The 22005-nt window shown below is 70.5% G+C and carries 21 protein-coding genes and 2 pseudogenes; 9 read left to right on the top strand and 14 right to left on the bottom strand.

Translation table 11 applies throughout. From position 1 onward, the window contains the following. The 10 genes from AOK09_RS10475 to AOK09_RS10430 all read right to left on the bottom strand — a co-directional run. On the bottom strand, positions 1-1137 hold a 1137-nt coding region (locus AOK09_RS10475; protein WP_175609285.1), incomplete at its 3' end, for a transcriptional regulator. Between the two features lie 177 nt (positions 1138-1314). Beyond that, entirely contained in the window at positions 1315-1593 is a 279-nt protein-coding gene (locus tag AOK09_RS10470; RefSeq protein ID WP_055586866.1) for a hypothetical protein, read from the bottom strand. Between the two features lie 76 nt (positions 1594-1669). Then, a complete protein-coding gene (locus AOK09_RS10465) occupies positions 1670-2203 on the bottom strand; it encodes a response regulator transcription factor (RefSeq protein WP_055586865.1) in 534 nt (177 codons plus the stop codon). Between the two features lie 665 nt (positions 2204-2868). Next, positions 2869-4056 (bottom strand): acyl-CoA dehydrogenase family protein, encoded by a 1188-nt coding sequence (locus AOK09_RS10460; protein WP_055586864.1) that lies wholly within the window; start codon positions 4054-4056, stop codon positions 2869-2871. Between the two features lie 46 nt (positions 4057-4102). Continuing rightward, the gene (locus AOK09_RS10455) at positions 4103-4648 is read right to left on the bottom strand and encodes a GAF domain-containing protein (protein WP_055586863.1); all 546 of its coding nucleotides are present in this window, start codon (positions 4646-4648) and stop codon (positions 4103-4105) included. Further along, positions 4645-5232, bottom strand: coding sequence for a GTP-binding protein (locus AOK09_RS10450; protein WP_055586870.1), 588 nt, complete (start codon positions 5230-5232; stop codon positions 4645-4647). Before AOK09_RS10450 ends, AOK09_RS10455 begins: the two co-directional genes overlap by 4 nt. Before the next feature lie 7 nt (positions 5233-5239). Next, complete coding sequence (locus AOK09_RS10445; RefSeq protein WP_079062916.1) at positions 5240-5650, bottom strand: DUF742 domain-containing protein; 411 nt, start codon at positions 5648-5650, stop codon at positions 5240-5242. Continuing rightward, positions 5625-6110: a roadblock/LC7 domain-containing protein gene (locus AOK09_RS10440; RefSeq protein ID WP_245687225.1), complete on the bottom strand. Its 486-nt coding sequence runs from the start codon at positions 6108-6110 to the stop codon at positions 5625-5627. The genes AOK09_RS10445 and AOK09_RS10440 overlap by 26 nt, the downstream gene beginning before the upstream one ends. Positions 6111-6157: 47 nt before the next feature. Then, positions 6158-7690, bottom strand: a complete 1533-nt coding sequence (locus tag AOK09_RS10435) for an ATP-binding protein (protein ID WP_055586861.1) — start codon at positions 7688-7690, stop codon at positions 6158-6160. 334 nt (positions 7691-8024) lie between these two features. Further along, the gene (locus AOK09_RS10430) at positions 8025-8621 is read right to left on the bottom strand and encodes an ATP-binding protein (RefSeq protein WP_055586860.1); all 597 of its coding nucleotides are present in this window, start codon (positions 8619-8621) and stop codon (positions 8025-8027) included. A 385-nt stretch (positions 8622-9006) separates the two neighbouring features. Between AOK09_RS10430 and AOK09_RS10425 the strand changes: the two genes are divergently transcribed. The 9 genes and pseudogenes from AOK09_RS10425 to AOK09_RS10390 all read left to right on the top strand — a co-directional run bounded on the left by AOK09_RS10425 (position 9007) and on the right by AOK09_RS10390 (position 18050). Continuing rightward, complete coding sequence (locus tag AOK09_RS10425) at positions 9007-10305, top strand: Tat pathway signal protein (RefSeq protein WP_245687224.1); 1299 nt, start codon at positions 9007-9009, stop codon at positions 10303-10305. A gap of 23 nt (positions 10306-10328) precedes the next feature. Next, a complete protein-coding gene (locus tag AOK09_RS10420; protein ID WP_055586858.1) occupies positions 10329-10805 on the top strand; it encodes a TrmO family methyltransferase domain-containing protein in 477 nt (158 codons plus the stop codon). 508 nt (positions 10806-11313) lie between these two features. Next, positions 11314-13371 carry an NUDIX domain-containing protein gene (locus AOK09_RS10415; RefSeq protein WP_169797015.1) on the top strand — a complete coding sequence of 686 codons (2058 nt, stop codon included), beginning with the start codon at positions 11314-11316 and terminating at the stop codon, positions 13369-13371. Then, positions 13368-13928 (top strand): GNAT family N-acetyltransferase, encoded by a 561-nt coding sequence (locus tag AOK09_RS10410; protein ID WP_055586856.1) that lies wholly within the window; start codon positions 13368-13370, stop codon positions 13926-13928. The genes AOK09_RS10415 and AOK09_RS10410 overlap by 4 nt, the downstream gene beginning before the upstream one ends. Positions 13929-13956: 28 nt before the next feature. After that, a complete protein-coding gene (locus AOK09_RS41935; protein ID WP_055586855.1) occupies positions 13957-14139 on the top strand; it encodes a hypothetical protein in 183 nt (60 codons plus the stop codon). Further along, positions 14109-14357 (top strand): annotated as a pseudogene (locus AOK09_RS43645) (class I SAM-dependent methyltransferase); the annotation flags it as partial. The gene AOK09_RS41935 and the pseudogene AOK09_RS43645, both read left to right, overlap by 31 nt. 311 nt (positions 14358-14668) lie before the next feature. Beyond that, positions 14669-14896: a hypothetical protein gene (locus AOK09_RS43640; protein ID WP_157875852.1), complete on the top strand. Its 228-nt coding sequence runs from the start codon at positions 14669-14671 to the stop codon at positions 14894-14896. Continuing rightward, positions 14851-17046 carry a fatty acyl-AMP ligase gene (locus AOK09_RS10395; protein ID WP_245687223.1) on the top strand — a complete coding sequence of 732 codons (2196 nt, stop codon included), beginning with the start codon at positions 14851-14853 and terminating at the stop codon, positions 17044-17046. Before AOK09_RS43640 ends, AOK09_RS10395 begins: the two co-directional genes overlap by 46 nt. Further along, on the top strand, positions 17043-18050 hold the full coding sequence (locus AOK09_RS10390; RefSeq protein WP_055586853.1) for a beta-ketoacyl-ACP synthase III: 1008 nt from the start codon (positions 17043-17045) through the stop codon (positions 18048-18050). The genes AOK09_RS10395 and AOK09_RS10390 overlap by 4 nt, the downstream gene beginning before the upstream one ends. Here the strand turns inward: AOK09_RS10390 and AOK09_RS43125 are convergent. The 4 genes and pseudogenes from AOK09_RS43125 to AOK09_RS10365 all read right to left on the bottom strand — a co-directional run bounded on the left by AOK09_RS43125 (position 18029) and on the right by AOK09_RS10365 (position 22001). Next, positions 18029-18466, bottom strand: coding sequence for a DUF6086 family protein (locus AOK09_RS43125; protein WP_265736713.1), 438 nt, complete (start codon positions 18464-18466; stop codon positions 18029-18031). The genes AOK09_RS10390 and AOK09_RS43125 overlap by 22 nt on opposite strands. A 27-nt stretch (positions 18467-18493) precedes the next feature. After that, positions 18494-19088 (bottom strand): annotated as a pseudogene (locus AOK09_RS10380) (GNAT family N-acetyltransferase). A 25-nt stretch (positions 19089-19113) separates the two neighbouring features. Continuing rightward, positions 19114-19470, bottom strand: a complete 357-nt coding sequence (locus AOK09_RS10375) for a hypothetical protein (RefSeq protein WP_055586851.1) — start codon at positions 19468-19470, stop codon at positions 19114-19116. A 332-nt stretch (positions 19471-19802) separates the two neighbouring features. Next, positions 19803-22001 (bottom strand): DEAD/DEAH box helicase, encoded by a 2199-nt coding sequence (locus tag AOK09_RS10365; protein ID WP_055586849.1) that lies wholly within the window; start codon positions 21999-22001, stop codon positions 19803-19805. Positions 22002-22005 lie beyond the last annotated feature (4 nt).

Raw genomic sequence — 22005 nt, 5'->3', positions numbered from 1 at the left:
CAGGCGCCGTGCCAGGCGCCGGCTCTTGAGGTGCTGCGCCGTCGTCTTCGCCTTCGCCAGCAACTCCTCCCGCTCTGTCCGGTCATCGCGCAGCCGGGCCAGCTCGGCACCGGTGATCAGCAGTTCCACGCTGTCGCGCGTGCGCTCTGGCGACAGGCCCATCGCCACCTTTAGAGCCTCCGCGCCCTCCTCGGCCAGCCCGGCCATCGTCAGCGCCCAAGCGGCCTGTCCCTCCAGCTCTGGGCGGTCCAGCCACGCCAGCCACCGCGGGTCTGATCCGCGCCCGGCCCGGTCGAACGCGGCACGCGCCCGTTCCACCGCCGCCCGGCATTGCGCGCCGTCCCCGTTGTAGGCCCACGCCCTTGCCTCGGTCACCGAGACATACGCTCGCACGAGCGCGGGCGCGCCGCTCGCCGCGACCACCGCGCTGCGGGCGTGGGTCAGCACTTCCCGGCCGTCGCCTCGCACCGCCGCCAGCCGCGCCTGGTGTATGCAGCCACGCGCCAGCCGGCCGCGATCCCCGACCGCCTGCGCCAGCCGCATCGCTTGCAAGTCGTAGCGCTGCGCCAGGCCCGGCAGCTGGTCGTCGTAGGCCATGCTCGCCAGCGCGAGGGCAGCATCAGCGACGCTGCCGTACAGCAGCCGACCGCGCCCGGCGTTGAACCGGCCTTCGAGCAGAGGAACGGCGTGGGCGGCGAGGAAGCTGGCGAACACGGAGCGGAACTGCCCACCTCCGTGCCGGGCGTCCGTCCTGCCGTATAGGTCGGTGTGCGCATCCAGTAGCTCGATGTCCGCCACGGTCACCCGCCGCTGGCCGTACCCGGCGATCTCCGTGTCGGGCAGCATGACCAGCGCCTCCATCGCGGAGGGCGTCGCAGCAAACGGCATCCCTCGCACCGCAGCGCTCCTGGGCACCGCATCCATCTGCCACAGCCGTCGCAGCATCCGCACCGCGTGGCCTAGGTCGCCGTATTGGAGCGCCTGCTCGGCCACATCCATATCCTCGGACCGCCACCCCAGGCTCTCTGGCGTCACCTGGCGCTTGCACGCATGGGTGAGGACATAGCACGCCGCGGCCGCCAGTTCAGGTCCCGGCTGCGCTCCCGCGAACCACCGCGACACCGTGCTCGTGCTCACGGACCTGGGATGGCCTATGGCCGCGCAGCGCTCGCGGATCCTCTGGGCGAATCCCGACATCGACCACGTGAGCTCGTCCAGCACGATCCGCTCGAGATCACGATTCCTCTGGGTGGCGCCTGGCACCGACGTCGCCCCGCTCATACGGTCGCCGTCGGGACCTGGGTGACCGTCAGCTCAAGCATGGCGGCCCCCGTCAGGTTGGGCGAGGACGGTAGTGCGGATGCGTTCTCTGCCTGACCGCATCGAGTCTGGGTTCTCAGGTCCGGCCGCGAACGCGGCGGCCGCGGCCAGCGCGCTGCGACGGCCCGGCGTGACCAGCGTGAACTCGTGGACTTCGCCACCGGTGCTGACCGCCGCGCGACAGACCCCGCTCCACAGGGCCTGCACAACCCGGACCCCGCAGGCGTGGTCGTTGCCCACGGCTTCCTCAGGCGTGGCGGCGGAATCGGTCATGGGCCTTTCCCTGGGTTGTCGGAGTTATAGCTCTCTGGAGAGGCGCCGGTTGCAGTCGGGCCGTATGACTCAGCTACTACCGAAGGCTCATTCGTCCCAGCGCGCCGCGGGGTAGCCGACCGTCGACGTCTTGTAGTTGGACCAGGTCGAGAAGGACTGCGAGTGCGGCGGCGTGCGCGCGATCGCGTGCCTGGAGGTGCTCCAGGATCCGGGTGACGTCAGCGTGGATCGTCTTGGCGGAGAAGTACATCTCCTGGGCGATCTGCTGGCTGCTTGCCCCGCTCACGATGCGCCGGAGAACCGCTGCCTCGCGTTGGGACAGGGCTGGCGGTGCCGGGAGCTGCGTCAGTTCGAGGTCCTGGGGCCGGACCAGCCCGTGGACGACGCCGAGCGCGGCTGCGTGTGCTCTGCCCTCCGCGCACAGGCCCGCCAGCACGCGAGGGACCTGTTTGCGGAGGGTCTCCTGCGAGACCTGGAGTGCGGAGGCGATCTCCGTGTTCGGGCGGCCTGCGGCCATGAGCCGCAGAATCGCGATCTCTCTGACCGTCAGGTGTGGCGGTGGCAGCGGGAGGATGACTTCTCTACCGGACACAGCAGCGGGGTTGGTCATCGGCTCAGGCACCTCCTGTCTGTCGAGTCCGGCTGGGGCCGTGTCCCCCCGCTCTGGACGTGGCCCCAAGTGACCGGCTCAGACGGCGGGGGTTGTTCCGGCCGTTGCCGGGCAGGACGATCCAGCGCATGTCCCGGCCAGAGACGGCGAACGGCGGGGGGATGTCAATGCGGGTGCCTTCGCGCAGCAGCCGGGTGCCGGGCACGTCCCACCGATCGGCAGCTGCGACACCTGGATCGAGGATGAAGTGGCACGCTCCTGCAAGGAGGTTGGCCAGGACGGGTCCGCGGGGGTCGAGGAGTGTGTGGGCGGCCTCGGCCTCGCGGTAGGGGACGCGCACCGTCTGGAAGTACCGGCCGCAGGTGATGGCAGTGGTGGCGAACTGCGGTACCCGGGCGGGATAGCAGTCTTCCTTGGCGTCCTCGCCGAAGTCCCAAGGCTGGCCTGCGCTCTGCCAGCTCTCCGGGGGGCGAGCGCGGATCTGCAGAGCGGAGACGGTTCGTACCGGTGGTAAGCCGGCGGACGAGGTCGGCCGGGACGTCGGTCGGCCGGCATCCCGTGTGGTCGTTCGGGTGGTAGGACTGGCGAGGGTGGTGTGAGGTAGACGGGTGCTCATCGGTTCCAGGTTCTGATCGAGGTGGCGAGGCGGCTGACCGGGCTGGGGTCTATGCGACGGGTGCGGGCAGTAGGCGTTGGGACCACTGGCCGCGTGAGGTGCCCAGGGCTTCCTCGGCGAGGCGGTGGAGTTGGATGTCGCCGGTGCCGGCGGGCGCGTAGATGTGGAAGGCGTCGCGGACCAGTCGTTCCAGGGGGCGGTCCTTCTGCAGGCCGGCCGCGGCGTGGATCTCCATCGCGGTACGGGCCGTGTCCAGCACCGCTTCGACGTTGACGTACTTGGCGTTCATCAGCTCCGGATCGCAGGGCAGGCCCTGGTCGAGGCGGTGCACGGCGTCGTAGGCCACGGTGCGCGCGGCCATCAGCCGGGACTGCATCGCGCCCACCCTCTGCCGGATCGTGGGCAGGTCGGCCAGGGGGCCGCCGTAGCGCTCGCGTTCCTGGACGAAGCGGACCGTCTCGTCCATGATCGCCTGGTGGATGCCGAGGGCGACGGCGGTCAGGTTGGGCCTGCCATACAGGACGCTGGAGGAGTAGGCGACGGCCAGGCCGTCCCCGTGTTCGCCGATCAGGTTGGAGGCGGGTATTCGGCACTGGTCGAGGGTGATCTCGCCGAAGGAGAAGCCGTGCAGGCCCATAGATGGGCGGTGCGGGGCGAGGGAGAAGCCGGGGCGGTCCGCCTCCACCAGGAACGCCGACAGGCCCTTCGACCCGCGCCCAGTGCGTACGACGACACCGTGCAGGTCGCCGATGTGGCTGTTCCCGACGTAGACCTTCCGGCCCGTGAGGACATACTCGCGGCCTCTGCGTCTGGCGGTGGAGGCCATGCCCAGGACGTGTCCGCCGGAGCCGGGCTCGGTCACCGCGATGGTGGGCAGGCACGACCCGTCGGCCACCCTTGGCAGCCAGGTGCGCTGCTGCTCCCCACTGCCGAAGTGGATGATCTTCGCCGCGCCGAGCATGGAGGCCTGGGCCATGGCGCCCATGGCGCCGCTGACGCGCGAGAGTTCCTCAATGACGAGGGTCTTCGCGAGGTGACCGGCGTTCATCCCGCCGTGCTCGGCGCCGACGGTTACTGCGATCCACCCCTGCTTGGCGATCAGCGCGGGCACCTCGTGGTCGACGCCCCCGGTGGCTTCCATCTCGGCGATGCGGGGGGCGATCTCGGCACAGGCGAACTCCCGCACCTGCTGACGAAGGGCTTCGTGGCGCTCCGCCGGGTCTGCGTGCACGTTCATCCTTCCCCTCCCTCACGGAGGTCCGCCGTGTCTGGCAGACGCCTTGCTATTGCAGGACGTGGCTGGTGTGCTGGCCGATGAGCTCCATGAGCGTGTCCCGGCGTTCCCGCAGGAGTGCCAGCCGGGCCTGGGCGCTGGTGCGGGGGCGTTCGGTCGGGCCGACGACGCACACGGTGCCCAGGACGGTGCCGGTGGGCTGGTGGATGAGCGGGGCGCCGGCGTAGGTGCGGATCCCGATGGCGTCGACGACCGGGTTGCCTGCGAAGCGGGGGTGGGCGTACACGTCTGGGAGGACCAGCGCCGTGCCGCGCTCGACGACCTCGGGGCACCAGCCTTGGTCGCGGGGCATGGTCCGGCCGACCGCCGGCAGATCTCCGTCTTCCGGGCAGTGCAGGCCGACGAAGACCTGTTCGTCGGTGAACAGGTTCACCATGGCGTAGGGCTCGCCGGCGGCTCGGGCGAGTTCGGTCGCGAACGCGTCGAACCGGTTGCTGGGCGCGCCGAGACCGAGGTCCGCGAGCAGTTGGAGGCGCTGCTCTCGCTGGTCGTCGGGGGATGGCAGGTGCAGTCCGGACTCGGGGTCGTAGGTCATGAGCGGATTCCTGTGGTGGAAGAGGCGAGTGTGGCGAGGGCGTGGCGGACGAGGGTGATCAGGACGGTGGCGGCGGAGCGGGTCTGGCGGGCGTCGCAGAGCAGGACGGGGACGGTCGCGGGGAGTTCGAGGGCGTGGCGTACTTCGTCGGGGGTGTAGCGGTGTGCGTTGTCGAACTGGTTGACGGCGATGACGAAGGGCAGGCCGCGCTGTTCGAAGTAGCCGACGGCGGTGAAGCTGTCGGCCAGACGGCGGGTGTCGGCGGGGATGACGGCGCCGACGGCGCCGTGGGCGAGGTCGTCCCAGGTGAACAGGAAGCGGTCCTGGCCGGGGGTGCCGAACAGGTAGAGGACCATGGGCTGCGGGTCGTCGAAGGTGATGCGGCCGAAGTCCATGGCCACCGTGGTGGTCGACTTGGCCTCGACCCCGGCCAGGGGGTCGGTGCGGCTGCTGGCCTCGGTGAGGTATTCCTCGGTCGTCAGCGGGGGAATCTCGCTGACCGCGCCGACCAGGGTGGTCTTGCCCACCCCGAAGCCGCCCGCGACCACGATCTTCAGCAGGGTCGGCGGGGTCGCGCGGCTGATCGCCGCGTCAGGCGACGTCGGGGAATTTCCGGCGTAGACCGGCAAGGACGGCCTCCAGAAGTTGCACGGATCCGGTGGGGTTGGAGGTGTCGGGCACTGACACGAGCAACACGCCGGCGTCGAGGCAGTCCGAGAGGACGACCTTGGCGACCTGGGCGGGTAGGCCCAGGTGCGCGGCGATCTCCGCGACCGAGCGGTGCTCGGTGCGGCACAGGGCGAGGGCCTGGGCGGCCTCCGGCGCAAGGGGACCGGCCGGTTGCGTTCGGCCGGGGGCCAGCAGGGTGACCAGGCGCATCGGGTGCCGGGGCCGGGTGCGGCCTTGCGTGACCGCGTAGGGACGCAGTTCCTGCTCGTCCTCGGCCACCCATGCCAGGCCGCTGCCGCCCGGCAGGTCACTGATCCGCACCGCGATGCGCATCAGCCTGGCGAGTCGGGGTGACCAGGTGCTCCGCCACGCTGTCGACCAGGGTGGCCATCTGGTGACCGACCACACCCGGGTCCGCATCCGGTGCCGTTAGCACGGCCAGGACCGTGCCCACCGTCCCCGGGTCGGTGCCGGTGCGCACCTGCATCCCTGCCGGCACGCCGTCCCCGGCGCTCATCACGAACAGCAGGGACATGTCACCCTCGATGACGATCTGACGGACCCCGCCGCCCTTGTTCGTGATCTGGCCGACACCCTTGGCGAGCGAGTACAGGCCGGACATCAGCGCGGCTGTGGAATCGGCTTCGTCGCTGGTCAGTCCCGCCCAGGCCAGTTTCAGCCCGTCGTTGGAGGCCAGCACGGCGCTCTCAGCGCCGGGGACCCGCATGAGGAATTCCCCCAGCAGCCATCCGAGGTTTGCCTGAGGCGGGCTCGCGGACATGCTGGTCGACATCAACGGCTCCAATCAGTTGAGTATGTGAATGTGAAGGACCCGGTCCCTCAGGGCTCGGTACTGCCTGTGCCCTGCCGGACTCCGGCGGAGTACCGTGCCATCAGGCCCGCGCTTGCCCGCCCTGAGGGCATCGTCGTCGGTGAGGGGTGTGCTCCCAGGTCGGGGCGCCCGGGTACCTGGCTTCGCCGGGGGAGCACAGGCCGCGAATCGAAGCCCCCTTGGGATGCGTCGCGCGGAACCTCGACTCTCCCGCTGCGCTGCGGCAAGGGCGGAGCTTCAGCGGGTCGACGGGCCACGGCGTGATGACTGGGGATCGCCGAGGGGATTGCGGCCGGCACCAGGGCAACGGGGGCGGTCTGCGCCTTCGCTGTCCGAGCCGATGGAACGGGCTGATCGGCTGCCATGAGCAGCGTGTTCGGTACGACCACGAGTGCCTGGGTGCCGCCGAGGATATTCGGGCGCAGCGAGACGTGGATACCGTGGCGGTGAGCGAGCCGGGCCGCGACGAGCAGGCCGATGTGTCCATCCCTGACCTGCGTCTGCACGTTGGTCCGATCGGGTGCGGCCAGAAGGTGGTTGAGGTGTGCGACCTTCTCGGGTGACATGTGCAGTCCGCGGTCCTCGATCTCGATGGCCAGGCCCGCGGGCACGCCCTCGGCGCGCATTGTGACCGCTGTCGAGGGGGGTGAGAACTTGGTGGCGTTGTCCAGCAGCTCGGCCAGGAGGTGGATCACCTCCGGGCCTGCATAGCCGGGCACGGCCAAGAGGAGGTCCGGTGGCACCACGCGCACCCGGGCGTACTGCTCGATCTCGGCGACGCCCTGCCGCAGCACTGTGGTCAGGGGGATGGGGCGGCGGACGCGGCGCGGGGTCTGCCCGCCGAGCACAGCAAGGCTTTCCGTGGCCCGGCGCGTCTGGGTCACCAGATGGTCGATCGTGAACAGCGCGTGCAGGAGGTCGGGGTCCTCCACACCCTTCTCCAGGGCCGACAGGGCGGTCACTGTCCGGCTGACCAGAGCGTGCAGCCGGCGGGCGACGCTGACCAGTACCTCGGCCTGCTCCACCTCACGCGGCAGCCGGGCGGCCAGAGCCGCTACGGCAGCAACCGCCTGCGCTTGCACTTCCTGAAGAGCGATCGCGACATCCGCGAACGGGTCCCCGGGCTGATCGTGGGGCGAGGGATTCACCTGCCAAACGGGCTCACCACGATCGACCTGCGCCAGGGCACGGGCGAGACCTGCTTGGCCGTCAGCGACCAGGCTGCGGAAATGCTCGATCCACCTCAGCACCGCGTCCTTGCTCTGGGCTTGCTGCTCTGTCTGATCCGCGACTGCCAAGGCGTGGCTCTCGCGCACGTCGCGGCACAGCGCGGTGACTGCCCGAGCGGAGAGAGAGGCCACGATGCAACAGCCCAGCGTGGCACCGGCAGCGGTCCATCCCAGCGAGGTATTGAGGGTCTCGTGCACCACCCATGCGGAACTGAACAGCCCCGCCGGAGCAACCGCCGGGGCGACCACGAGCCGCCGCAGTCGGCGGGTGAAAACCTGTTCGGTATCCCGGTGAGGTGAAGGCGGGGCCACGAGTGCAATCCTTTCTCGGACTTCGTGCTCTGTGTGTGGCTCGGAGGAAGCGATGGTTCCTCCCTTGCTGTCGGTCCAGGCACCGTGGGCGTGTGAGTGCTCACAGGTGCAAGCGGCTGAGCGTGTCGGCCACGCTGGTGGTCAGCTGCCTGATCGACGGCGCGAGCGAGCTGGAGGCGAGCTAGGCCTGCGGGACGCTGCCCAGGGCGCGGGCCGTGTCAGGGGCTGTGCTTTGCATGGGCGCGGTCGCCTTTCACACGGGGCGTGGCGGAGCCGCTGCTTCCGTCAGACACCCTCGACCCACCGCGACCAGGATGTAGCTCTCTGTGAGGGCTTAGGTTGCGCCCGGCAGGGGCGTCACTGCCATGCCGACCGGCAGCACGGATCCACTTGCTGGCGGCTGATGCACGGGGGCGTGCTGTACTCGGAGCGACGGCGGGTTATTCGGAACGGCTGCAGCTCGATCGGCGGAGCCCAGCACGGGTACCTCGCCGTCATCGAACTCAATCCACACCACCTTGCCGGTCCGGCGCGGCAGCCAGCCCCACTCCGCAGCGAGCTCGTCAACCAGGTCCAGGCCCCGACCGCCGACCGCCTCCAGCGCTTCAGCCTGCTGTTGGTCGTCGAGGTCCACGAAACCTCTGATCCGAGGCGGCTCAGGGCTGAGGTCGGCGACCTCGACGCGCACCCGTCCGTAGCGCATCCAGGCCACTCGAACGCTGTCTGCCCCGCCGGCGTGCATGAGGGCGTTGGTCAGGACCTCAGACGAGCACAACCCCACCAGATACACGACGTTCTCCGGCAAGCCCCACCGTTTGAGCGTGCGCATCAGCGTCTTCCGAGCATCGTTGACACCCAGCGCCCCCGACTTGCTTACCGCAACAGTGTCCTCCCGCACGGCGCACTGCACCCCTTCAGACTGGCCGTTCATCCGCCCCTCCTCCGGCACTGGTCTTGGCACCCGGCGAGAGTGGACGACAGCGATACACGACGGATCAGGCTGCGGGCGAAGGAAGTGCGAAGGCACGAGGGCTCCCCTCTGGTCGGGTACACGTCCTGCACGAGGCGAGTGTCCGCAGGCGCAGCACAGTCGCCGATGGCTACTCAGAGTCGGCCAGCAGTGACTACATTGAGCAAACCGTCTGACCGGCTGCGGGGGTATCCCGTCAAGGACCCCGGCTTGAGCAAAGTGAACAAAGATCATCTCGGAGCAAGGGGACGCAATGCCCGCGGCTCGTAAGCGCAACGTCCGGCTTGAGGCACTGCTGGCAGAGGCCGGGTGGTCTCGCGCCAAGGCAGCGGCTGCCTTCGTCCGCGTGGCCAAGGAAAACGGGGCTACGCAACTTGCGCTGGTGGGGCGAACCCACATCCAGGCCTGGGTCGAAGGAACGGTTCCCGACGATCCCCAGACACCTGTGCTGCTCGCCCAGACGTTCACCCGTCGGCTTGGACGCCCCGTACTGACGACCGACTTAGGACTGGGCGTGGAGGCGCCTGACTGCGAGGGGGACCTGTGGGATACAGATACGCTGATCGCGCTTACCGATCTCGGGAGACGCGACTTGAGCATGGATCGCCGCCACGCCCTCAGCGCCCTGGCCTACCAAGTGACCACCCTGGCACTCCCCCACGCGCCGCGGTGGTCTGCGTCCGTCGGCGCCCAGACGCGTCGGCCTGTCTCCGGTCGGCGCGTTGGTCAGGGAGACCTGGCTGCAGTGCGCGACGTGATCGACTTGTTCTCCCAGATGGACCAACGACGCGGTGGCGGCCACGGTCGCTCCTCCGTCGTCCAGTACCTGACGACGGAGGTCGAACCCCTCCTCCACGGCCGCTTCGCCACCAACGAGCTGCGACAAAACATGTTCTCCGCGGCCGGCGAGCTGGCCTACCTCTCGGGCTGGATGGCGTTCGACGCATCGGAGCACGGTCTCGCCCAGCACTACTTCGCCAACGCGGTCAAGCTCGCCGCCGAGGCCGACGACGCCCCCCTCGTCGGCCATGTCCTGCGCGCAATGGCCCACCAGGCCAACGATCTCGGCCATCACCGCGCCGCCTGCCACGTCGCAGCTGCCTCAATAGAAGGTGCGCGATACCGCGAGGCAAGCCACCGCGAGCGCGCTCTTCTTGGGGTCGTCCACGCCCGGACCCTGGCAGCGACCGGAGACGCGAAGGGCGCCGCTACGGCGTTGAATCGGGCGGAGGACGATCTGGCACGCGCCGAGGCCAGCCGCGGCGATGAGCCACGGCGCGTGTGGTTCTTCCAGGAAGCCAGCCTGGCACACGAGACCGCATGCACGTTGCGCGACAGTGGTCATCTCGATGCGGCCATCAGTCAATTCCGGCGCAGCGCACGCACGCGTCAAGCAGCATTCCCGCGCACTCACGCGGTGACGCTGGGCTACCTCGGAGCGCTTCAGGCACAGCAAGGCGGAATCGAACAAGCGTGCAGCACCTGGGCGCGGGCGCTGGACCTCATGGACGGCGTGCGGTCGGGCCGCACCGTACAGACCGCCCGACAGATGCGCCAAGCGCTCTCCCCCTATCGACCGCGCGGCATCAGCGCGGTGCGTGAGGTTGACGCCCGGGCCGCCGCCTACCTCGCCCACAGCATCTGAGAACCCCGACACAGGAGAAGCCCATGACTCTGCAGCAGCTGTCGCTCCCCGTGATCGGACACGTGATCTCCCCACGTGCCGAAGTCAGCGACGACTACTGGGGCGGCGTCCAGTCGATCATCCGTCTCGTGCCTGAGCTTCCACTCGACACCCTTGAGGGACTGGACGCCTTCTCGCATCTGCAGGTGGTCTTCAAGTTCCACCTCGCTCAGCCGGAGGACATCCACCTGGGTGCGCGAAGCCCGCGTGGCAACCCTGAGTGGGATCCCACCGGCACGTTCGTGCACCGTAACCATCGACGCCCGGCACAGATCGGCATCTCCCATCCGCGGCTGATCAAAGTCGAGGGTCGAGACATCCATGTCAAGGACCTCGACGCAGTGAACGCCACCCCAGTCATCGACCTGGCGCCATGGTTCGAGCAATTCGGTCCGCGCGGAGCTGTCCAGCAGCCCGCCTGGCCAGGGGACATGCTCGGCGACTACTGGACCGCTCAGTAGCCAACGCCACCCCGAACTGCGCGCCTACGTCGCCACCGGCCGTTCGATTCGCCTACTCCGACACGCCCTGCTACCCGGGACACAGCAGTCAACGCCCAGCACCCAAGCATCGAGACGAGGAGGAGGCTGTGCTCCCTCAACGCGAGACGGTCCAGCCGTACGCCGAACACGCGCGTCCGTACTACGTCGACAAGGACATCGCCCACGACTGGCGGCACATCGAGCGGATCCTGAGGCGCCTGGACTCTCTCGCTGATGGTCGGCCCGTGCAACGGAGTTGCGCTGGGTCGACCTGGACCAGGCGGTGGGGATGTGCGGCGACGGCCGGATCGCGGAGGCCGGGACCCTCGTTGCGGTCCTGCTGACCGCGCAGCGCCTCTCATCCAGGTCCGGCTCTGTCGGCCCCCGGCGCCGGCAGGGGTCCGCTGCCCGACCTGTAACCGTTCGGCGCGGCCCCGGGTCGCGGCCTCCCCTGCCTCAGTTCCTCTGTTCTGCGAGAGGTTGCGCTATGACGTCTTCGCCCGCCCTCGGTGACCTGCTCACCAGCTACGTCCGCCGCTTCCCTGGTGAACGCGGCGGCCTCGAGCAGCTCCTAGCAACGGCAGACCCCTCGGCGTTGCCCCGCGTCGCGGGCCCGGGCGGGCTCCCTTACGCCGTGCGCTGCAGCGCGATGGTGCTCGGCCGCTCCCTGCGGGTGCTGCACGTGCAGCAGACCGCCGGCGGGTGGGTCCTGCCGGGCGGCCGGTGGGCACAGGCGGAGCAATCGCTGATGGCCGTGGCCCTGCGCGCGCTCGCTGAGCAGACCGGGGTGCAGCCTGGTTGGCTGTGCCTGACGCCACAGCTGCTCGCCGAGGTACTCGACGTCGAGGTGGCTGCGGCGGCCGCCGGGACCGACGAGGGTCACGAGGTCGAGCTTAGGTTCGTGTTCCACACCGTTGCCGACCAGCCATGCCTCCGCCTTCCCAGCGACCGGCGCGCCGGTGCCGGATGGATACCGCTGGACGAGGTGCCCAGCGCCAGGCTGCGCGAGAAGGTCGTCGCCGCGGGATTGACCGGACGGGCCGAGCCGCTGAACGCCTCCGCGCTCATCCACGACGGCCGCGGCCGGTATCTGCTCCACCTTCGGGACAACTACGCAGGCATCTGGGAGCCGGGAGCGTTTTCGCTGCTGGGAGGCGGGCGTGACCCGAAGGACCAGTCGCTGGAGGACACGCTGCGGCGAGAGCTCGCCGAGGAGGTCCCCGGCCTGCAGCTGACCCAGGTGCAGCCGTACTGCGTGGAGGATGTCGTCGACGTCCACGGCCTGGCCACCCCGATCCAGATCTTCGCCGGCCGATGGAACGGGGACGTCGACCAGCAGCCGCTGACCGAAGGCGTGCTGCTGCGGTGGTTCACCACCGACATGCTCCACCGGCTGCGGCTGCTGCCCAGCACCCGCGACCTGATCCTGCGTCACGCCGCCGAACTCTCCGCCATCTCCGCAGTACCGGCACGAAGCGGACCCAGCGACGAGACGGCCACCGTGGAGGACCTCGACGCGGAGGTGACGGTCTCCGAGGACGTGAAGGAGCATGTCGCCGCCCACCGCGCCCCGGCCGCCGCCGCGGACGCGCTGATCCGCAACGACCAGGGCCACATCCTGCTGGTGAACCCCTGCTACAAGCCCGGCTGGGACCTGCCGGGCGGCATGCTCGAAGACGAAGGACCCGAGCACGCCGTCGCCCGCGAGGCCCTGGAGGAACTGGGCGTGCCGGTGGACGTGGGCCGGCTGCTGGCCATGGACACCGTCCCGGCCCACGTGTACGGGCGCACCCTGGTGGCCTACATCTACGCCGCCCACCCGCGCGGCCCCATCGACCCGACGAAGCTGGTGCTGCAAGACGAGGAGATCACCGCTGCCGGGTACTTCCCCGAGGCCGAGGCGCTGGCGCTGTTGCCCGCGCCGCTGCGCCGTCGGCTGGCGAGGGCCTTGGAGGCTGAGCGGAGCGCGCACACCGCGGTGCTGCTCGACGGCCGGCCCGCGGCGCGGAGCAAACGCGACCACTATGCGCTGCTGCCCTCGCCGATGGTCGCCGCCACGGTGGTCCTCACCGACGAGCAGGGCCGGGTCCTGGTCCTGCAGCCCTCGTATAAGCAGCACTTGGAGCTGTGCGGCGGGATGGTGGAGGCCGCGGAGTCGCCGGCCGAAGGCGCGGCCCGCGAAGCGTGGGAGGAGGTCGGTTGGCGTGGTGATGTGGGCCGGGTCGTGGCGGTGGACACCTCGTCGGGTACCGATGGCCGCTACGGACGCGGTCTGGCGTGCTTCCTGTTCGCCCCTGCTCCGCTGACCGAAGCCGAGGTCGACGCGCTCGTCCTGGGTGAGGAGGTGGCGTCCGCGCGGTGGCTGCCCCGCCTGCAGGCCCGCGAGGTCCTGCCACGGCGGCTGGCCGCGCGCATGGACGCCGCTTTGGACGCCCGGACCGCGGGCACGACCGTCCACCTCAGTGCCGGTCGGCCCGACGTCCCCGCCCTGCGCACCCCAACCATGGCCGATGCCGCGCTGTCGGCAGAAGAGCCGCACGCATGACCGGCAACACGCCAGCGCAGTCCGCAGCACTGAACGCGCTCGCGCTCTGCGTCGTGCTGCGGCCGCTGAACGACGCCGATGCCGACGACGTGCAGCGGATCTACTCCGGTCCCGACCGCGCAGCTCAGGGGGACGCCGACCTGACCGCCGGCCAGGCCCGCGACCTGATCGCCAACGCCGCCGAAGCGGTCGATGGCGTGCCGCTGCAGCCGGGCATGGTCGGCGTCACCGCGGAGGGACGGCTGGTCGGCACGATCGGGCTTCGCAGCGCCGGAGGCGGGCACTGGCGCGTGGGCTGCGTGCTGCGCGACGACGTCTGGGGCCGCGGCTACGCGACCGCCGCCCTGCAGCAGGTCGTCACGGTCGCCTTCCGCGACCCCGCGGTGTGCAGCCTGGACGCGAAGGTGCGCTTGGACAATCCCGCCTCCGCCCGGGTGCTGGCCAAGTCCGGGTTCCGGCTCGTCGGCCAGGATGACCGGTTCCGCCACTTCGTGCTCGATCGCCCCTCCCAGCCGCCGGCATATCCCTCGTCAAGGCCCGTCCGCCTCATCCCTTGACCGCCCCGTTCAGAGTCGGCTTCCGCTCTTGGAGGACATCACGGCCCCCGCCCGCACCGTCCAGCACGGCACCGCCGCGCACTGGTCCCGCCGCTACGTCGAGGGCAAGGACTACGCGCCGCTCACCGACCAGGAGCGCGAACTGCTCGCAGCCCTCCCCGGCCCAAGAACGCTCGGGCACTGGAGCTGTGCTGCGGCACCGGCGCCCTGACCCGTCACCTCGCTGCGCTCGGCTACCAGTCCCTCGGCACCGACTTCTCCGAAGCGGGCATCACCCGGGCCCGGGAGCAGACACCGGCCGGCCTGACAGCCCAGTTCCGGTGCGTGGACTTCAACACCGACGTGGACCTGGTCGCGCCCCACTCGCAGGATCTGATCGTGTGCCGCCTCGGCGTGGCGTTCCCCGACGGGCCGCTCCTCGTGGACCGGGTCACCAACTGGCTTTCCCCGCGCGGGGTGTTCATGGTGGTGCTCCCCTACCCGCGGCACCTGGACCCGGCCCGGCGCACGATCTACCTCGACGAGCAGCAGATCAGCGACCTCACGACCGAGTTCCGCCGCGTCGAACGGCACTACACCGAGCACCTGCTCCTCCTGCTGCTCAGTGACTGGGCTCCCAGCCACAGCACCGCTGAGAGGCACCTGCCGAAGCCGAACGCCTGCCTGGGCGTCGGCATCGTCGTCCAGGACCGCGCGCCACCGGTCGCATCCTGCTCGGCCGCTCCGCCCGGTTCCCCGGCATGCTCGAGGCCCCCGGAGGCAAACCTGACAAGAACGGCACCCTCACCGAGGACCTGCGCCACACCTGCACCCGGGAACTGCGCGAGGAGACCGGGCCTGGTCGCCGACCCCGCCGACATCCAGCTGCGATCCGTCCTCGTCGACGACCGCGGCGTTCCCCCGCGTCACCGTCGCCGCCTACGTGGACACCTTCGAAGGCTCGGCCACCGCAACCGAACCGGACCTGATTGAGGCGTGGGACTGGTACGACCCCAATGCCCCGCTTCCCGGCGAACTGTTCGTCCCCACCTTCGACTGCCTCAGTGTCGTCTTCCTGGCCAAGTTCCACGGCCGCCCAACCCGCCACTACCCGCTCGACCGCGAACTGCACGAACTGCCCGCCGCCCGGACCAGGCCCCTCCCCCGCGTCCCGGGGCCAGCCGCCGGGACCGACACCGCGATCGCCGACGGCCAGCCCGCCGTCAGCCTGCCGGCCTCCGCCTGGGTCCACGCGCTGCCCCACCACGCCCGTGCCGCGCGGACCCTGCGGACCGTGGCTGGCCGGAGGACCTGTACCACCCGGATCCGGAGCACACCCGGTACTGCGCCGCGCGCGTTGCCGAGCCTCCCGGAGGTGTTGGCTCGGCGCAGCGCCGAGCAGCCGGACCAGCTGGCGTACGCCTTCCTGCACAACGGTGAGGAGATCGCCGACACCATGACCTACCGACAACTGGACGTACGGGCGCGGAAGGTCGCGGCACGGCTGACCGCGCTCGGGCTGGCCGGGCGCAGTGCGGTGCTGCTGCACCCGTCGGGGCTGGGGTTCGTGTCGGATCTGCTGGGCTGCATGTACGCGGGTGTGGCGGCAGCGCCGGTACAGGTTCCGTCGCGTGCCCGTGGTCTGGAGCGGCTTCGGACGATCGCCGATGACGCCGGCGCTGCCGTGGTGCTCACCACCACGGAGGTGAAGCGGGATCTGGAGAAACGTTTCGGCGCGTTGCCCCAGCTGGCCGGGCTGACTCTGCACGACCCGGACTCGCTGGCCGCCACGGCCGAGCGGTTGGCACCCGAGGTGGTGGCGGGCTGGGAGCCACGCCCGATCGGCGCGCAGGAGCCGGCACTGCTGCAGTACACCTCGGGGTCCACGGGCGCGCCGAAGGGGGTGCGGGTCACGCACGCCAACTTCGGCAGCAACGTGGACGAGACCGAGCGGCTGTGGCCGTGCCGGGGCGACGCCCGGGTGGTGAACTGGCTCCCGCTCTTCCACGACATGGGGATGCTGTTCGGCGTGGTGCTGCCGCTGTGGGCGGGCATACCGTCCTACCTGATGGCCCCGGACGCGTTCATCCGCCGCCCGGCGCGCTGGCTGGAGGCGCTCTCCCGGTTCCGGGGCACACATGCTGCGGCGCCGAGCTTCGCGTACGAGCTGTGCGCCCGGGCGGTGTCGGAAAGCGAGGTTCCGCCGGGCCTGGACCTGTCCTCCTGGCGGGTGGCTGCCAACGGCGCGGAGCCGGTGCGCTGGCAGACCATCAGGTTCTTCACCGAGACGCTGGGCCGCGCCGGGTTCCGGCCCGAGGCGATGTGCCCCGGCTACGGCCTCGCCGAGAACACCCTGAAGGCGACCGGCAGCCCGGAGGACCGGCTGCCGACCGTGCTGTGGCTGTCCGCCGAGGAACTGCGGGCCGGGCGGGCGGTCGCGGTGCCGACGCCGCAGGATGCAGCATCGGCACCGTCGCCCGACGTGGTGCCGAGCATCGGGTGCGGCAGGACGGTGGGTGACAGCCTGGTACGGATCGTCGACCCGGAGACGCACGCCACCCTGCCGGACGGACAGGTCGGCGAGATTTGGGTGAGCGGCCCGTGCGTGGCCGCCGGCTACCACGGCCGGGAGGAGGAGTCCGAGCAGACCTTCCGGGCCCGGCGCGCCGACCGCACCGAGCAGCATACCTGGCTGCGCACCGGAGACCTCGGCCTCCTGCACCGCGAGGAGCTGTTCGTCACCGGCCGGATCAAGGACGTGCTGATCCGTCAGGGCCGGAACTTCTATCCCCAGGACATCGAACTGTCCGCCGAGAACGCCGACCCGGGCCTGCACCCGAACTGCGCGGCGGCGTTCTCCGCCGATGACGGCACCCAGGAGCGCCTGGTGCTGGTCGTCGAGGCCGACGGCCGGGCGCTGCGCGGCGGCGGCGAGCAACTGCGCGAGCGGATCCGCCGTGCGGTGCACGACCGTCAGCGTCTGGAGGCGGACGAGATTCTGCTGGTACGCCGGGGCTCGTTGCCGAAGACCTCCAGTGGCAAGGTGCAGCGCCGGGAGACCCGACGCCGTTACCTGGACGGCGAGTTCGGGTCCGCCGAGGCGGCGGCGCCGCGCGAACGGGTGGAGGCCGGGCGGTGACCGGAACGCTGCGAGCAGCTGCGCCGGTTGCCGGTGCACGGATCCTCGGTGTCGGTGCGTACCGGCCCCGCCGGGTGGTGGACAACCATGAGCTGGCGCCGGCCATCGACTCCAGCGACGAGTGGATCCAGCGGAGGTCCGGGATCATCACCCGGCGGTTCGCCGCGCCGGACGAGACGCTGGTGGCGATGGCCGCCGAGGCATCGCTGAAGGCGCTCGCCCACGCGGGGGTGCAGCCGCAGTCGGTGGACACGGTGATTCTTGCGACCATGTCGCATCTGGAGCAGTCGCCACCCGCCGCGCCCCAGGTCGCGCACCAGATCGGCGCGGCCAAGGCCGGCGCGATGGACCTGGGCTCGGCGTGCGCCGGGTTCTGCCATGGGCTGGCGCTGGCCGACGGGCTGGTCCGAGCCGGGCACAGCCGCCATGTGGTGGTGGTCGGTTCGGAACGGATGAGCGACATCGTCGACCCGAACGACCGGAGCACCGCGTTCCTGTTCGGTGACGGTGCCGGTGCGGTGGTGGTCGGCCCGGCGGACACCTCCGGCATCGGCCCGGTGGTGTGGGGGGCGGACGGTTCGCGCTCGCAGACCATCGCGCACTCGGACCACTGGACGGCACTGCGTACAGCCGACCGCCCGGCCGCCTGGCCGACCCTGCGGATGGACGGCCAGGCGGTGTTCCGCTGGGCGGTGGAGACCGTCCCGCAGGTCGGCCGACGGGCGCTGGAGGCGGCCGGGGTGGGCGTGGCCGAGCTGTCCGCGTTCATACCGCACCAGGCGAACATCCGGATCGTGGATGCCGCGGCAAGGGCGCTGGGCCTGCCCGCGCACGCCGCGGTGGCGCGGGACCTGACCGGCACGGGCAACACCTCGGCCGCATCGGTGCCGCTCGCCATGGACCGCCTGCTCAGCGAGGGCGCCGTCGAACCAGGCGGCCTCGCTCTCCTGGTCGGCTTCGGCGCCGGCCTGTCGTACGCGGGTCAGGTGGTCGCCCTGCCGTGAACCTGGGCAGGATGGACACATCCGCAAGCGGCAGGAGGAGCAACCCGAGTCGGCGCGATGGGCGTCTTCCTGTGGTCGCGGTCAACCACGAACGCCGCGTACAGTCCGGGCAGTCCGAGGGTCGCGGCCGTGCCACTCGGCCAGGTGAGTTGGATGCCGGCGCGCTCAGCCAGGACCAGCATGCTTGCCACGAAGCCCTCGGAGAGCGCGATCACGACCGCATGACTCGTGGAGAGGTGCCGCACCAGCAGGGCATCGACGAAGGTCTTCAGGGCCACGGGGTCGATCTGGCACTCGTCGTCCTGCATGGGGCCGATGCCGGACGGCACGCCGAGTTCGTCCTCGAAGACGGAGACCTGCCGCGGGAACAACCGGGCAGCGCCGTTGGACGGGTTCCAAAGCGATTGCTCGCCCAGGTCTAATAGAGCGCCGGGAAGCGGTGATCACTCAGTCGGGGTAGTCACCGGTGGGACCTGTGCAGGCAGGCTGGAGGATACCTGCCATTCGTCGCGCAGGATGCCGTACGTGATGGAGTCTCTCCAGGCGCCGCGAACGAAGACGTGCCCTCGAATGCGGCCCTCTTCGGTCATACCCGCGGCGAGCAGCGTCTTCGCAGACGCCTCGTTGAACGGTGCTCGGGCAGCCCACACGCGATGCAGGTCCAAGTCCTGAAACACGAGGTCGAGGAGCAGGCTGACAGTCTCCCAGCCGTATCCGACATGCCAGGACTCAGGGCGGAGCGCGAAGCCGCTGGTCGCGGCGCGCTGTTGGTGAGGGTCGAGAGCCAAGCGAGCGAAGCCGACGAGCGCGCCGCTGGCGTTCTCCATGACCGCCACCGCGTACTCATCACGAGGCTTTGCAGCGGCTGATGCGATGGAGCGCGTGACGATAGCGCCCACCTGGTCGAGCGAGCGGGGCTCGCACGACCAGGTGGGCGGTCGCCTCCGGGCTGCCGTAGATGGCGTGGACTGCGTCGACGTCGTCGACAGTCAACTCTCGGAGAGTAAGACGGGGGCCGCGGCGGCAGATCGGATGCATGCCGCCGGACTCTACTCCGCGTGGGTCAGCGGCGAAGGGCGAGCGGGGGGCGGCTGAAGGACGCGATCTCCTCGGAGAATTGTCGGGCGACAACCGCGTTCCGAGAACGGCCCCTTGAGAGAGCTCCGCGAACGCGGCGCGCGGAGTAGATGATGCCCGCGTTGCGCTGCTCGGCCGGCAGGTTGAGGACGGGACGTACCGCGTCGGCCGCATCGCCGAAGGCCCAGTAGGGATGATCGGGATCGGCAAAGGCGCGCGCGGCGTCCTCCAGCGCGGGCCCGTTGACGGTGAACGTGTCACGGTCGCGGTCCAGGCTTGGGGTGCGGCCCAGGACCGGGTTCAGGCTGCGGACTTCGAGGTAGCGGGATCCCCAGGGAACCACATCACCACCGACTCGGTCGGCCTGGGACCGCTACTCCGTGCTCTTGAGAAGGAGGGGACGTGACGACGTCATCTACGACATGGTCGTCAACCCCACCTGGCCCGGTAAGGCTACTTCTCCACCAGCGGACACACGACCCTGTCAGAGCCCTGGAGAACCACCACTTCCTGGGGCAGATCGACGCCTGGTTCATCAGCGGCCTCCTCGGCATCCATCAGACGCCGGGCTCGATCGGACTCACCCAGGCCGACATAGAGGACCGCGCACGTGACGGTCCTGGCCGGCGCAACCACGATGTGTTCCGGGCCGAGCGGGGGCTTGGAGATCCCCTCTCAGGTGGCCTGTTCCTCGACGGGGTGGAGGGCCAGGCGCTGCTGTTCGGCTTCGACGATCCGGCGGGCGAGGGACTGCTCCGAGATGTCGACCGCATCGGGGGTGGAGTGCGCGGTGTCGCTGTGGCGGGCGTAGTCGTCGAAGGCCCGCGCTTTGGCGGCGAGGATGTCGAGCATGCGCTGGTCGACGCTGTCGGTGGCGAGCAGGCGGTGGACCTGAACGCGGCGGATCTGGCCCATGCGGTGGGCGCGGGCCACGGCCTGGTCCTCCAGGGTGGGCTTGACCTGGGGCTCGCACAGGATGACGACGGAGGCGGCCTGCAGGTTCAGGCCCACCCCACCGGCCTGGATCTGGCTCAGCAGCACCGCGTGGCCGGGGGCCGCGGTGAAGTCGTCGACGAGCCGCTGGCGGGCGGCGGCCGGCAGGTCGCCGGTGATGGGGCCGGGGGCGGACGTGGCGAGGGCGGCGTGCACGGTGGCCAGGACGTCTCGGAAGTAGGAGAAGACGACTACCTTCAGTCCGTTGTCCGCGGCCTCGCGGACTACCTCCCGCAGGCGTTGGAGCTTGGCCGAGTGCGCGGGGTCGGCGTAGGCGGCGCGCCGCATGGCCATGAAGTTTCCGGCAGCCACGGCCGTGCGGTAGGCGGTGAGGTCGGCCGGGGAGAACTCCTCCCAGTCGTCGACCCGGACCAGGTCGGGGAGTTCGGTGAGCACGTCCTCCTGGTTGCGGCGCAGGTAGGCCGGGGCGACGGCCTTGCGGAAGGCGTGCGGGCCGGCGACGGCCAGGCTGCGCCGGACCTCTGCGGCCAGGTCGGGCTGGACCTGGGCGACCAGGTTGCGGAACTCCTCGACCCTGTTCTCCATGGGTGTGCCGGTGAGGAGCAGGACTCGCTCGGCGCGCCGGGTCCAGGTGGCGAGGGCCTGGGCGCGGCGGGTCTGCGGGTTCTTGACGTAGTGGGCCTCGTCGGCGATGAGCATGCCGATGGGGGTGTCCGGCGGTATGTCGAGGGTGGGCAGGGTGTCGTAGGTCGTGACGGCGATATCGCCGTGGCGGAGCCACTCCTCGCGGGCGAGCCCGCGGTCGGGCCCGTGTAGGCGGTAGGCCTGGAGCGTGCTGCGGGCCTCGGTCTCCCTCAGCCAGTTGATCAGGACGCTGGCCGGGCACACGACGAGGAAGTGGGTGTGCCCATCGGCTTTGAGGTGGGCGAGGGCGGCTATGGCCTGGACGGTCTTGCCCAGTCCCATCTCGTCACCGAGGATGACCCGGCGCTGGGCGAGGGCGAAGCGGGCGCCGAAGGCCTGGTAGCCGCGGAGCGATACCCGGAGGTGGGTGTGTTCCAGCCGTTGGGTGCGGACCTTCTCGGCTAGGTCGGTGGGCAGGAAGCCCTCGGCGCCGGCCTGGTCGGGTGAGGGGCCCGTGAGGTCGCTGAGCAGGGTGTAGTACTCGGCTGGGCGCAGTTCGAAGTCGACCCAGGCTTCGATGCCCGACACGGGTGGGCGCAGCAGGTCCACGCAGGCCTGGGAAAACAGCAGCGGCAGAGCGTCAGCGTCTGCATCGGCGAGCTGGGTGCCGAGTTCCTGGACGGCCTGCCGGGCCTGTTCGCGCCGGTGCTGACGGCTGAGCAGCAGATGCAGCCGTCCACGGGCCGGGCGTGCGGCGGCCAGGAGCCCGGCGAGCTCATTCTGCAGCCGCTCGGCGGTGGTGCGGGCTCGTACGGCGTCCGGTCCGGCGGTCACCAGCCGGTGCAGTGCGACGACCAGCGCGGTGGTGGCGGGGTCCTGCTGCCGGTTGACGTCGAGGCGGACCGCGACGGTCTCCCGGGCGGCGTCGGCGATCTGTCGGGCGGCGGCGAGGGACTGGGTGGCCGTGGTCCTGCCGACACCGGGGATCTGCCGGAGCGTGTACTCGGTGGCGTCCAGGACGTGGGCGACGGTGGTGAGGCCCGCCCGCTCCAGTGCGGTCGCCCGGAGCCGGCCGTCGGTGGCGTCCGCGAGCCGCGCGACCGGGATGCTGGTCAACTCGCGGCGGACCAGCTCCTCATGCAGCGGAGCCAGCGCCTCCTCGGCCGCCGCCCGGGCACGCGCATGGTCGGCAAGCACGGTCCGCGCCATTGTGCGGAGGGTTTCAGCCCTCCGCAGCAGAGCCCTGGTCTCCCTGCCGGGGGACACCGGACTTCCCACGGCTCCGACCCCGCCCATGCCC

This window comes from Peterkaempfera griseoplana (assembly GCF_001418575.1).
Classification (GTDB): domain Bacteria; phylum Actinomycetota; class Actinomycetes; order Streptomycetales; family Streptomycetaceae; genus Peterkaempfera; species Peterkaempfera griseoplana.
Note: the sequence above shows the minus strand (reverse complement) of the source record. Positions and strands in the feature narration are given on the sequence as shown.

Excerpts from the sequence above, each read along its gene's own strand:
- AOK09_RS10430 (WP_055586860.1), bottom strand. The coding sequence starts at position 8,621 with ATGAACGGCCAGTCTGAAGGGGTGCAGTGCGCCGTGCGGGAGGACACT.
- AOK09_RS10410 (WP_055586856.1), top strand. The coding sequence starts at position 13,368 with ATGACCGGCAACACGCCAGCGCAGTCCGCAGCACTGAACGCGCTCGCG.
- AOK09_RS10420 (WP_055586858.1), top strand. The coding sequence starts at position 10,329 with ATGACTCTGCAGCAGCTGTCGCTCCCCGTGATCGGACACGTGATCTCC.
- AOK09_RS43640 (WP_157875852.1), top strand. The coding sequence starts at position 14,669 with ATGCTCGAGGCCCCCGGAGGCAAACCTGACAAGAACGGCACCCTCACC.
- AOK09_RS10460 (WP_055586864.1), bottom strand. The coding sequence starts at position 4,056 with ATGAACGTGCACGCAGACCCGGCGGAGCGCCACGAAGCCCTTCGTCAG.
- AOK09_RS10455 (WP_055586863.1), bottom strand. The coding sequence starts at position 4,648 with ATGACCTACGACCCCGAGTCCGGACTGCACCTGCCATCCCCCGACGAC.
- AOK09_RS10465 (WP_055586865.1), bottom strand. The coding sequence starts at position 2,203 with ATGACCAACCCCGCTGCTGTGTCCGGTAGAGAAGTCATCCTCCCGCTG.
- AOK09_RS10365 (WP_055586849.1), bottom strand. The coding sequence starts at position 22,001 with ATGGGCGGGGTCGGAGCCGTGGGAAGTCCGGTGTCCCCCGGCAGGGAG.
- AOK09_RS10445 (WP_079062916.1), bottom strand. The coding sequence starts at position 5,650 with ATGCGCATCGCGGTGCGGATCAGTGACCTGCCGGGCGGCAGCGGCCTG.
- AOK09_RS10470 (WP_055586866.1), bottom strand. The coding sequence starts at position 1,593 with ATGACCGATTCCGCCGCCACGCCTGAGGAAGCCGTGGGCAACGACCAC.
- AOK09_RS10415 (WP_169797015.1), top strand. The coding sequence starts at position 11,314 with ATGACGTCTTCGCCCGCCCTCGGTGACCTGCTCACCAGCTACGTCCGC.
- AOK09_RS10440 (WP_245687225.1), bottom strand. The coding sequence starts at position 6,110 with ATGTCGACCAGCATGTCCGCGAGCCCGCCTCAGGCAAACCTCGGATGG.